Annotated in this window: 10 protein-coding genes and 1 tRNA gene; all 11 read left to right on the plus strand. The window is 38.7% G+C overall.

The features are described 5' to 3' along the window. Positions 1-162 precede the first annotated feature (162 nt). The 11 genes from Q0X72_RS02040 (at position 163) to crtD (ending at position 10,756) form a co-directional block, all read left to right on the plus strand. A complete protein-coding gene (locus Q0X72_RS02040; protein WP_297761320.1) occupies positions 163-1,269 on the plus strand; it encodes an efflux RND transporter periplasmic adaptor subunit in 1,107 nt (368 codons plus the stop codon). Continuing rightward, positions 1,266-2,528, plus strand: a complete 1,263-nt coding sequence (locus tag Q0X72_RS02045) for an FtsX-like permease family protein (RefSeq protein WP_297761322.1) — start codon at positions 1,266-1,268, stop codon at positions 2,526-2,528. Before Q0X72_RS02040 ends, Q0X72_RS02045 begins: the two co-directional genes overlap by 4 nt. A 9-nt stretch (positions 2,529-2,537) precedes the next feature. After that, a complete protein-coding gene (locus Q0X72_RS02050; RefSeq protein WP_297761325.1) occupies positions 2,538-3,221 on the plus strand; it encodes an ABC transporter ATP-binding protein in 684 nt (227 codons plus the stop codon). Positions 3,222-3,301: 80 nt separating this feature from the next. Then, entirely contained in the window at positions 3,302-3,751 is a 450-nt protein-coding gene (locus Q0X72_RS02055) for a hypothetical protein (RefSeq protein ID WP_297761327.1), read from the plus strand. Positions 3,752-3,897: 146 nt separating this feature from the next. After that, positions 3,898-3,984 (plus strand) — tRNA-Leu (locus Q0X72_RS02060). A gap of 110 nt (positions 3,985-4,094) precedes the next feature. Then, positions 4,095-5,345, plus strand: coding sequence for an FAD-binding oxidoreductase (locus tag Q0X72_RS02065; protein WP_297761329.1), 1,251 nt, complete (start codon positions 4,095-4,097; stop codon positions 5,343-5,345). A gap of 212 nt (positions 5,346-5,557) precedes the next feature. Then, entirely contained in the window at positions 5,558-6,457 is a 900-nt protein-coding gene (locus Q0X72_RS02070) for a MerR family transcriptional regulator (RefSeq protein WP_297761332.1), read from the plus strand. A gap of 32 nt (positions 6,458-6,489) precedes the next feature. Next, the gene (locus Q0X72_RS02075) at positions 6,490-7,947 is read left to right on the plus strand and encodes an NAD(P)/FAD-dependent oxidoreductase (RefSeq protein WP_297761335.1); all 1,458 of its coding nucleotides are present in this window, start codon (positions 6,490-6,492) and stop codon (positions 7,945-7,947) included. Between the two features lie 10 nt (positions 7,948-7,957). Next, positions 7,958-8,797 carry a phytoene/squalene synthase family protein gene (locus Q0X72_RS02080; protein WP_297761338.1) on the plus strand — a complete coding sequence of 280 codons (840 nt, stop codon included), beginning with the start codon at positions 7,958-7,960 and terminating at the stop codon, positions 8,795-8,797. A gap of 10 nt (positions 8,798-8,807) precedes the next feature. Next, positions 8,808-9,257, plus strand: coding sequence for a sterol desaturase family protein (locus Q0X72_RS02085; protein WP_297761341.1), 450 nt, complete (start codon positions 8,808-8,810; stop codon positions 9,255-9,257). A gap of 5 nt (positions 9,258-9,262) precedes the next feature. Beyond that, the gene (crtD, locus tag Q0X72_RS02090) at positions 9,263-10,756 is read left to right on the plus strand and encodes a 1-hydroxycarotenoid 3,4-desaturase CrtD (RefSeq protein WP_297761344.1); all 1,494 of its coding nucleotides are present in this window, start codon (positions 9,263-9,265) and stop codon (positions 10,754-10,756) included. The last annotated feature ends 89 nt before the right edge of the window (positions 10,757-10,845 follow it).

Here is a 10,845-nt window from a genome sequence, read left to right on the forward strand (position 1 = left end):
ACTATATCTTTAATCTGCACATATATTCCTTATTTAAACTCACAATGTTTGTCCGAAGGTTTATCTTCTAAAGTGTTGACTTTATAATTGATCTAACCTTATGATAATTGTCATTGTTCCACTTTCCTTAATTACCTAATTTAGGTAAAATTTATTAGTTGTATGCAACTACTTCGTGCTAATCTGACTTTTGCAATTCTCTTTGGATTTAATGTTTTAGTAATGGTAAGTTGTGGCACAAAAAGGGAAAAAATACAACCCAGAGTCACAGCTATTACAGAATCTGTATACACTTCCGTGACCATTCAGCCAGATAGTCTATACCAGGCCTACGCCTCAGTAAGTGGCATTCTAGACAAAAATCTTAAGGAAGAAGGAGATACAGTTCAAAAGGGTATGGCCATTGCCCAGATCATTAACACGGTTCCAAAATTAAATACTGAAAATGCACGGTTGAATCTGGAATTGGCTAAAAAGAATTATTTGGGTAATGATGCCGTATTAAAAGGTCTGCTTGAAAGGATCGAGGCTGCTGAACTGCAACTATATAATGACTCATTGAATTTTAATAGACAGCGCAACCTTTGGGAACAAAATATTGGATCACAATCCCAATACGACAATAAAAAGCTGGCTTATGAACTTTCCGGCAATAATGTGAGAACGCTGCGCACATCCTATGATCAAACAAGAAATGATCTGGAAACAAAATACAAGCAAGCAATGAATTCGTATAAAAACTCTGCGAACACTACCCGCGATTTTGCTATAGAAAGCAAGATCAATGGAACGGTTTACGCCTTGTACAAGAATCCAGGGGAGATCATAAATACTATGGAACCAGTAGCTTCTGTAGGGAGTTCTAAGGTATTTGTTGTAGAAATGCTGGTAGATGAGGTAGATATTGTGAAGATTCAACTGGGGCAAAAAGCACTCATAACACTAGATGCTTATCCAGCTGTAGTATTCGAAACCTGGATCAACAAGATCTATCCAAAAAAAGATGATCGATCCCAAACTTTTAAAATTGAGGCTGCATTTGTTACTCCTCCAGATAAATTATATCCTGGTTTATCTGGCGAAGGCAATATCATTATTCAACAAAAAGAAGATGCCCTGGTAATCCCTAAGGAATATCTAATTGGAAATAATACAGTGGAAACCGAAAACGGGGAGATAGAAATCACTATTGGTTTACAAAATCTACAAGATGTGGAAGTCCTTTCCGGGATCAATAGCTCCACCTACCTTTTAAAACCAAAGGAATGACCCAGTGGAAAGTTATACTCAACATAGCCAAGACCCATCTCCTTACCAAGATGAAGTCTACAGCAACTGCATCTCTTGGTGTCACCTTTGGTATAGGCGCCTATATAACACTGGTGAGTTTTATGACAGGTCTCAATGCCATGCTAGACGACCTCATATTAAATCAAACTCCACATATTCATCTTTACAACGAGATACAACCCACGGAAAAGCAACCCATAGCCCTGTATGATGCTTTCGAAGGGGCTTTCAATGTAGTTCATTCAGTGAAACCTAAACAAAGTCAACGTAAAATTCACAATGCCCTTCCTATTCTAGATTACCTAAAGAAGGACCCGGAAGTTAAAGGAGCAACTCCTCAAGTGAGAGCTCAAATATTCTATCTATCGGGGTCTATTGAATTAGGTGGAAATTTAATAGGTGTGGATATTATGGAGGAGGTTCGCTTGTCTAATTTTAGGGATTACATAGTTGAAGGAAGTCCGGAGGATTTGCAGAATTTAGATAATGGGATCTTACTAGGAGCCGGACTGGCGAAAAAAATGTCTTTGTCTGTAGGCGATAGAGTACAGATCAGTACGGTTAGAGGTGATATCTTTCCACTGAAGATCGTGGGTTTCTATCAAAGTGGAATTGCCGAAATAGACAATATTCAGAGTTATGCTAATTTGGCTACAGTACAAAGAATCCTGGGGGAAGCTACCAATTATATTACCGATATCAACATCAAACTAAACAACATAGAGGCGGCCCTTCCCATGTCTCAAATGCTCGAAAAACAGTTCAATATTAAAGCTACAGATATCAAAACGGCCAATGCACAGTTTGAAACCGGAACCGATATCCGTAACCTTATCACCTATGCTGTATCCATAACCCTGCTCATTGTTGCAGGATTTGGCATTTACAATATCCTGAACATGCTCATCTATGAAAAAATGAACGACATTGCTATCTTGAAGGCTACAGGGTTTTCCGGAAGGGATGTACAGCTTATTTTTATGAGTCAGGCTATGATCATTGGCCTGGTTGGTGGTATACTGGGACTGTGCATAGGGTTTGGTCTATCAGTCTTCATAGACCAGCTTCCCTTCGATACGGAAGCCCTGCCTACCATTGAGACTTTTCCTGTGAATTTTAAAGTACACTATTATGTAATAGGAATTGTATTTGCGCTGATCTCAACTTTTATAGCGGGTTACCTTCCTTCCAATAAAGCAAAGCGAATAGATCCGGTACGTATCATCAGAGGCACCTAAATACAAATTATGAGTCCTGTCCTAGAAACGAAGAACATCAACAAATATTTTCGAAAGCCCGTGGATTTTCACGTATTGAAAGATATTAGTTTTTCAATTAAAAAAGGAGAATTTGCTTCCATCATGGGGAAGTCGGGTTCAGGCAAATCTACCTTACTTTATATCTTATCTACCATGGATACAGATTATGAAGGAAAACTTTTCTTGAACAATGAATTGGTCACAGGAAATTCGCACCAGGCCCTTTCAAAGATAAGGAACGAGCATATTGGGTTTGTTTTTCAATTCCATTACCTCTTATCAGAATTTACAGTTCTGGAAAATGTTATGCTGCCAGCCAAAAAATTAGGTGTAAAAACCTATCAAGAAATTGAGAATGATGCGAAAGAAAAACTTGAAATGCTCAATATTGGTCATTTAGGTCTTAAGAGGGCTTCACGTATCTCAGGGGGTGAAAAAAAACGTGTTGCAATTGCCCGGGCCCTTATTAATAATCCGACCATTCTTATGGGTGATGAACCTACAGGCAATCTAGATAGTTTTAATGCAGAGAATGTATTTCAGATCTTTAAAAGACTCAAGGAAGAACAGGGACTATCATTACTTGTTGTAACGCACGACTACGATTTTGCGAAAAGAACGGATCGGATCATAGAAATGGAGGATGGGCGAATCATTTCTTCTGGTCCCTGAACTAATCAAATATGATATAAATCATAAGAATTGTCTGTATCTCCCCGTATTTTTATGGCTCACACTAATACTCTTTCGTCATGAGCAAATTGAGCACAAAACCCAGCATAAGTGACTACGGAAAATCTAATTGGGAAGAACTCTATTTCCTTGCAAAACATTGGAAATCCGATCTTGAATTTTACAAAGATGATCTGCGTTTCCTGAATAATCTGATTAAGAAATATCTGATTTGGATCACCAAGAAAGAGAACCTGGAAAGTGTAGCGGATATCCGCAAGAAAGAGCATGAACTTACCCTTACATGTAATGAGCTGCACCAAAAAGTGTCTTCCCATCTCCAAATGGCCTCCAAAATAGAAAAAGGAGGCAATGACACTGCCAAAAAAGACTTTTTCAGCACCCATGGTGAGCTTGAAAATGAAATTGCGGTGTTTGTAAAAACATTTAGGGAAAGTCGGAAAGAGGTGTTCAAAGTAACAGAATACGTTATGGATAGTGAAGAGTTAAGGAATATTCTGGATTCTTAGTCTCATATACTACAATAACCTATATAAGCAGGAAAACATTTTCAGGATATCTTTGTATAGGTGATCCCCTGTAATAATTGCAAGCATTTGTATTGGTGGAAAGGATTAAGGTTTCTATCTTTACGGCCCTAAAAATATACTATTAGGCCCACGTGGTGAAATTGGCAGACACGCTACCTTGAGGGGGTAGTGTTCGCAAGGACGTGCTGGTTCGAGTCCAGTCGTGGGCACCAAAAACCGCTTTTCTTTGATCATTTCGAAGATTGGCGGTTTTTTATTTATACGATGCCATCAATTCCCTATTTTAGTTCTATTAAGTATCACCTAGATTCTGAGTTGAATTATGGGAAAAAGTATTTTAATTATTGGCGGTGGTATCGTAGGGCTAAGTTGCGCCTATTTTTTACAGAAAGAAGGAAATCAGGTGACCGTTATTGACAAATCTTCCATGGAAGGTGGAGCATCTTATGTAAACGCCGGATATCTAACACCCAGCCACATTATACCACTAGCCTCCCCCGGTATGATGGCAAAAGGTCTAAAATGGATGTTCAACAGCAGTAGTCCTTTTTATATGAAGCCCAGGTTAGATCCCGACTTCATTAGATGGGCCTGGGCCTTTAACCAATCTTCTTCCAAAGCTAATGTGGAGAGAGCGATACCTCTTATCAAAGACATCAATCTTTTGAGTAAGGAGCTTTATAGTGATATGCACGATTCAGGTGAATTGGGAGATTTTCAACTCGTAAAAAAGGGTCTTTTAATGTTATACAAAACGCAAAAGGAGGGAAACCATGAAAAAGAAGTTGCCAGACGGGCAGCAGATGAAGGCCTCGAAGTAACAGAACTTACCCGTGCAGCATTAGATACACTACAACCAAATTTAAACAAGGATATTCTAGGAGCCGTCCATTATCAATGTGATGCCCATACTTCACCCAATGAGATCATGGCACAACTTAAGGCATATCTAATAAAGGCAGGGGTTGTTATTCAAACCAATGAAGAGGTACAAAGATTTGAATTTAATAAAACTACGATCACCAGGGTGATTACAAGCAATGCTATCTATTCCCCGGACGAGATAGTACTTGCCAGTGGTTCCTGGACCTCGGGTCTGGCGAAAGCTCTTGGGATGCGCCTACTTATAGAGCCGGGTAAAGGGTATCGGATAAATGTTAAAAGACCGTTAGGGGTCACGCTTCCTGCCATCCTTATGGAAGCTAAGGTTGCGGTGACACCCATGCGCAATTTCACACGATTTGCCGGCACCATGGAGCTTTCGGGAATCAATCATATCATTCGCAAGGAGAGGGTAAGAGCAATTGCCAAGGCAGCCGAAAATTTTTACGAAAACATACATATAACCGATGAAGAAATTGATGAGGCCAGGTGTGGGTTGCGACCTGTTTCCCCGGATGGTCTGCCTTATATTGGTCGCGTTTCACGAATAAAAAATCTCACTATTGCCACCGGCCATGCCATGATGGGCTGGAGCCTTGGTCCTGCCACTGGCAAACTAGTGTCTGAAATAATTTCAGAAAAACCTTTATCAATGCCGATCGAGGGATTTCATCCCGATAGACGGTTTTAGGTAACAGTCGTTTTGTACGGATATTTTCGTACTGCACACTATCCTTCAAATCTACATAGTGTTCATCCTTTATTATTCTCAAATGGATACGTAAGCTTGTCATATCCATATATTTTTTGCCTAGATATGACAAAACAGCTAAAATTTTAACGTTCCTATTAGAAGGTTACATTTCAAAAAGTGTAACTTTGTTTAATCTTTATGAATAAATAATGAACAATGTAAAGAAGTTTTTTAGTATCCGAGATCTTGAGAACCTATCTGGTATTAAGGCACATACCATACGTATATGGGAAAAAAGATACGATCTCCTGGCACCTGAGCGTACTTCAACGAATATACGGACCTATAGTTTAGCGAGTTTACAAAAACTGTTGAACATAACTCTACTGTATAATAGTGGTTATAAGATCTCCAAGATCGCCAAAATACCTGAAGGGGAATTACCTGTGGTAGTAAGGGAGTTAGTGGCCCAGAGTAGCACTAAGAGCCATGCGATCAATGCTTTTAAATTAGCCATGATCAATTTTGACCTTTCCCTGTTTCAGAAAACATATACCAGCTTATTGACAGATAGGTCTTTTAGGGAAATTTTTTGGGATGTTTTTATTCCATTATTGACAGAACTTGGATTATTATGGCAGACAGATACCATAAGTCCTTCACACGAGCACTTTATTACCAATCTAATCAAACAAAAGATCTACACCAGCACTGAAAAGATACAGACGGTTGAGCCAACAAGACAAGATAAGGTTTTTGTTCTCTTTCTTCCGGAAAATGAGATCCATGAAATAGGTTTATTGTTCATAAATTATGAGTTGCTCTTGCGAGGTTATAAGACCATATATCTGGGACAAAGTATGCCGTTAGAGAGCCTTACAGACCTGGAAAAATATTATAAAAATTTACATTTCTTGTCCTACTTCACAGTGATCCCTACCAAGGATGGTTTGGAACAATATATTCAGGATTTTAAAACAATACTAAATCCATCCGGAACGTCTAAACTTTGGATATTAGGCAGGCAAACAGAATTTCTAAAAAATAAGAGCCTGCCGGAACACATCAGGTCCTTCGAGTCGGTAGAACATCTTTCCGCAGCTCTATAAATGATTAAATTAAAAAGGCATTTCCTCCTATCATGAGTAAAAAAGTAGTGATCATCGGATCTGGATTTTCCTCTCTTTCGGCCGCTTGTTACCTGGCCAAAGCAGGTTTTGATGTAGCTGTGTACGAAAAAAACAAAACAGTGGGTGGAAGAGCCGGGCAATTAGTTAAACAAGGCTTTACTTTTGATATTGGCCCTAGTTGGTATTGGATGCCCGATATTTTTGAACGTTTTTTTAATGATTTTGATAAAAGTACAGCCCATTACTACAAGTTGGATAAACTGAGTCCGGCCTATAAGATCTTCTTTTCAGACGATGTGATCACAATTGGAGACAGTATGGATAAGATCTGTGCGGAATTTGATCGTATTGAAGCCGGGAGTTCTGTCTATTTGAGAAAATTTATTGCAAAGGCACAGGATAACTATGACATCGCGATCAATAAAATTGTATACAGACCAGGATTATCTCCTTTTGAACTAGTAACTAAAGATACAGCACTAAGAGTAGATCAGTTCTTCAAGACTATTAGTGGACAGGTTCGCAAAAAATTCAAAAACCCTAAACTAATAGCCACTCTGGAATTTCCGGTATTGTTTCTTGGTGCAAAACCCAGTAAAACCCCATCATTCTACAGTTTTATGAACTTTGCAGATTTTGGCCTGGGGACCTGGCATCCTAAAGGTGGTATGTATAAGATCATTGAAGGAATGAAAAGTCTTGCCGAAGAACTAGGCGTACGTATCCATACAGGACATGAGGTTGAAAAGATACTTGTTGAAAAGGGTCACGCTACAGGGATTAAGGTAAATAACACCTCGGTCACGGCAGATTTTATCCTATCCGGAGCAGACTATCATCATTCGGAAACCTTGTTAGATTCTGAATATCGTCAATATTCAGAAGCCTATTGGGATGCCAAGACATTTGCTCCGTCTTCCCTCCTATTTTATGTGGGTTTCAATAAGAAATTACAAAATATAGAGCATCACAACCTTTTCTTTGACACCGATTTTGAAAGGCACGCTGAAGAGATCTATGACAGGCCCAAATGGCCTACAGAGCCTTTATTCTATGTGAATTTTCCTTCGGTCACTGATAAAAGCATGGCACCCGATGGGTATGAAACCGGCTTCTTTCTGGTACCTATTGCTCCAGATCTGGAAGATACTCCCGCACTACGCCAACAATACTTTGATATCATTATAAAGCGCCTCGAAGAGCGCACCAAACAAAAAGTAGAAAATAATATTATATTTAAAGAGTCATTCTGCGTCAACGATTTTAAGGAACAATACAACTCCTATAAAGGCAATGCGTATGGAATGGCCAATACCTTATTACAAACTGCTTTTCTAAGACCAGGTCTTAAGAGTAAAAAAGTAAAGGGTCTATATTTTACAGGACAATTAACAGTTCCGGGGCCGGGAGTACCGCCATCCCTGATTTCGGGAAAATTAGTATCCGAACTCATTGAACAAAAAAAGTAACCATCAACCTATGAAATCTATTTTCGACATCGTTTCTTATGAATGCAGTAAGATCGTAACACAATCTTACAGTACTTCATTTGCGCTGGCTACAAAAATGCTTGCCCCTTCAATTAGAAAGGATATTTATAACATCTATGGTTTTGTACGTTTTGCGGATGAAATTGTAGATAGCTTTCAGGAATACAATAAAAAAGAGCTCTTTAATGCCTTTGAAAAAGAACTCCATAATAGCATAGAGAACAAAATTAGTCTAAATCCTATTCTTAATTCTTTTCAGCATACCTATCATCAATATGCTATTCCTCGTCATCTGGTAGACGCTTTTATGAAGAGTATGCGCATGGACCTGGAAAAACAGGTGTACGCTACCCAAGCCGAATTCGAGGAGTATATCTATGGTTCAGCCGATGTGGTGGGTTTAATGTGCTTACGTGTATTTGTAAATGGAAATGACGAGGAATACGAAAACCTTAAACAATCTGCCATGGCCCTGGGATCTGCCTTTCAGAAAGTGAATTTCTTACGGGATCTGAAAGCAGATTATGAATATTTAAACAGATCGTATTTCCCGAACACTAATTTGCTACAGTTAGATGAAGCCTCCAAAAACAGGATAGTTGAAGAAATAAAAGATGATTTTCATAGAGGGTATGAAGGAATCGTAAAATTGCCGAATAATGCTAAATTTGGGGTATATACGGCCTATAAATATTATTATCAACTTTTGAGAAAACTTGAAAAAACACCCTCTTTGGAAATTAAAAACGCGAGGATTCGAGTTCCCAATTACCAGAAATTTGGCCTGCTTGCTAGCTCTTATGTAAACTATAAATTAAATTTGGTATAAATAAAATACGATGAAGATTGCACTCTGGATCCTTATTTTTTTAATCACCTTCAGCATCATGGAATTTATGGCCTGGTTTACCCATAAATATATCATGCATGGTTTTTTATGGAGTTTACACAAGGATCATCATAAAAAGGACCACGATTCCTGGTTTGAAAGGAATGATGCCTTTTTTATTTTTTATGCTGTGGTAAGTATGAGCTTTATAATGATTGGAAATAGCAGCGATTTCTGGATTGGCTATCCAATAGGTTTCGGCATAATGGCCTATGGTGCTGCGTATTTTATGGTACACGATATATTTATTCATCAGCGGTTCAAAATATTTCGCAATGCAAATAATTGGTATGCGAGGGGTGTAAGACGAGCCCACAAAATTCACCACAAACACCTGGGCAAGGAAGAAGGCGAATGCTTTGGAATGCTATTCGTTCCTTTTAAATATTTCAAGAAATAATATTTATGCCAAAAGCCCTTGTGATTGGCTCTGGTATTGGCGGTTTAGCTACAGCCCTAAGACTCCATAGAAAAGGTTATGAAGTACACGTTTTTGAAAAAAACAAGTACGCAGGAGGTAAATTACACGCCATAAATCTAGACGGATTTCGGTTCGATCTAGGACCATCTCTCTTTACTATGCCCCATTTTGTTGAAGAGCTCTTTTCTCTTTATAAGCTGGATCCCGGTCAATTTTTTCCCTACTCAAAAAAATCTACGGTCTGTAATTATTTCTGGCAAGACGGAAGCCGGTTCTCAGTAAAATCGGATAGGGAAACCTTTATAGCAGAAGCTGCAGACTTTTTTAAAGAAGACCAAAGATCTATTAGAGGATATCTCAAGAAGAATAAAAAAAAATACGAGCTTACCTCCGCGCTTTTTCTTGAAAAATCACTACACCAACTACGCACCTATCTTTCCCGAAGTACCTTAAAAGCTATTGTAAAATTGGGAGATCTTGATCTGTTTGATTCATTGAATACAGTGAATCGCAAAACGTTTAATAATCCTAAACTGGTTCAATTATTCAACCGGTATGCAACTTATAACGGCTCATCTCCTTTTAAAACCCCAGGGATTATGTCTCTTATTCCTCATTTGGAAATGCATTATGGCACCTATATTCCGAAGGGAGGTATGCACCAGATTAGTCAAAGCCTCTTTGAGTTGGCAAAAGTACAAGGTGTTCAATTTCATTTTGAGGAAGAAGTAAAGAAGATCACTATTAAAGATCATACCGCAACCGGGGTAATTACTGAAATAGATAGTTACCAGGCCGCGGTAATTGTCTCCAATATGGATATATATCCAACGTATAAAAAATTATTGTCCGGGTCAAAGCATCCGGAAAAAATTTTGAAGCAAGAACGCTCCAGTTCTGCCTTGATATTTTATTGGGGTATACGAGAAACATTTCCTGAGTTAGACCTGCATAACATCTTTTTTAGTGATGATTATCAAAAAGAATTTAAATCAATTTTTTTGGAAAAGCAGATCGGCAATGACCCCACCATTTATATTAATATCACGTCTAAGGATATTCCTTCAGATGCTCCTGAGGGGCAAGAAAACTGGTTTGTAATGATCAATGCTCCCGGGAATTACGGACAGGATTGGGAATCGCTTAAAGTAAAAGCCAGGGCCGCTATTCTCAAGAAATTAAGTGCTATCTTAAAACAACCAATTGAGCCACTAATAGCTACCGAATACGTCTTAGATCCCATTGGGATTGAGGCAAATACCAGCTCCTATCGCGGGGCATTGTATGGTGCTGCAAGTAACTCGAGGTTTGCGGCCTTTTTAAGACATCCAAATTTTACCCGGCAGATCAACAACCTCTATTTTTGTGGTGGATCTGTACACCCGGGCGGAGGAATTCCTTTATGTCTGCTTTCGGCGAGGATCGTAGCAGATATGATCCCTGATATTAAGAATTCAAAAGGAAAAGATGAAGATTAAAAACGGTATTTGGACAATTTGGGTTCTATGGATATTTAACGTCGCCGCCCTGGTAGGGATAAGTATTGGATTTGAGGAGTGGTTTGTCA

Source organism: uncultured Muriicola sp. (assembly GCF_947258935.1).
Classification (GTDB): domain Bacteria; phylum Bacteroidota; class Bacteroidia; order Flavobacteriales; family Flavobacteriaceae; genus Muriicola.

Coding starts and splice junctions, on each gene's coding strand:
- Q0X72_RS02040 (WP_297761320.1), top strand. CDS start 163: ATGCAACTACTTCGTGCTAATCTGACTTTTGCAATTCTCTTTGGATTT.
- Q0X72_RS02045 (WP_297761322.1), top strand. CDS start 1,266: ATGACCCAGTGGAAAGTTATACTCAACATAGCCAAGACCCATCTCCTT.
- Q0X72_RS02050 (WP_297761325.1), top strand. CDS start 2,538: ATGAGTCCTGTCCTAGAAACGAAGAACATCAACAAATATTTTCGAAAG.
- Q0X72_RS02055 (WP_297761327.1), top strand. CDS start 3,302: ATGAGCAAATTGAGCACAAAACCCAGCATAAGTGACTACGGAAAATCT.
- Q0X72_RS02065 (WP_297761329.1), top strand. CDS start 4,095: ATGGGAAAAAGTATTTTAATTATTGGCGGTGGTATCGTAGGGCTAAGT.
- Q0X72_RS02070 (WP_297761332.1), top strand. CDS start 5,558: ATGAACAATGTAAAGAAGTTTTTTAGTATCCGAGATCTTGAGAACCTA.
- Q0X72_RS02075 (WP_297761335.1), top strand. CDS start 6,490: ATGAGTAAAAAAGTAGTGATCATCGGATCTGGATTTTCCTCTCTTTCG.
- Q0X72_RS02080 (WP_297761338.1), top strand. CDS start 7,958: ATGAAATCTATTTTCGACATCGTTTCTTATGAATGCAGTAAGATCGTA.
- Q0X72_RS02085 (WP_297761341.1), top strand. CDS start 8,808: ATGAAGATTGCACTCTGGATCCTTATTTTTTTAATCACCTTCAGCATC.
- crtD (WP_297761344.1), top strand. CDS start 9,263: ATGCCAAAAGCCCTTGTGATTGGCTCTGGTATTGGCGGTTTAGCTACA.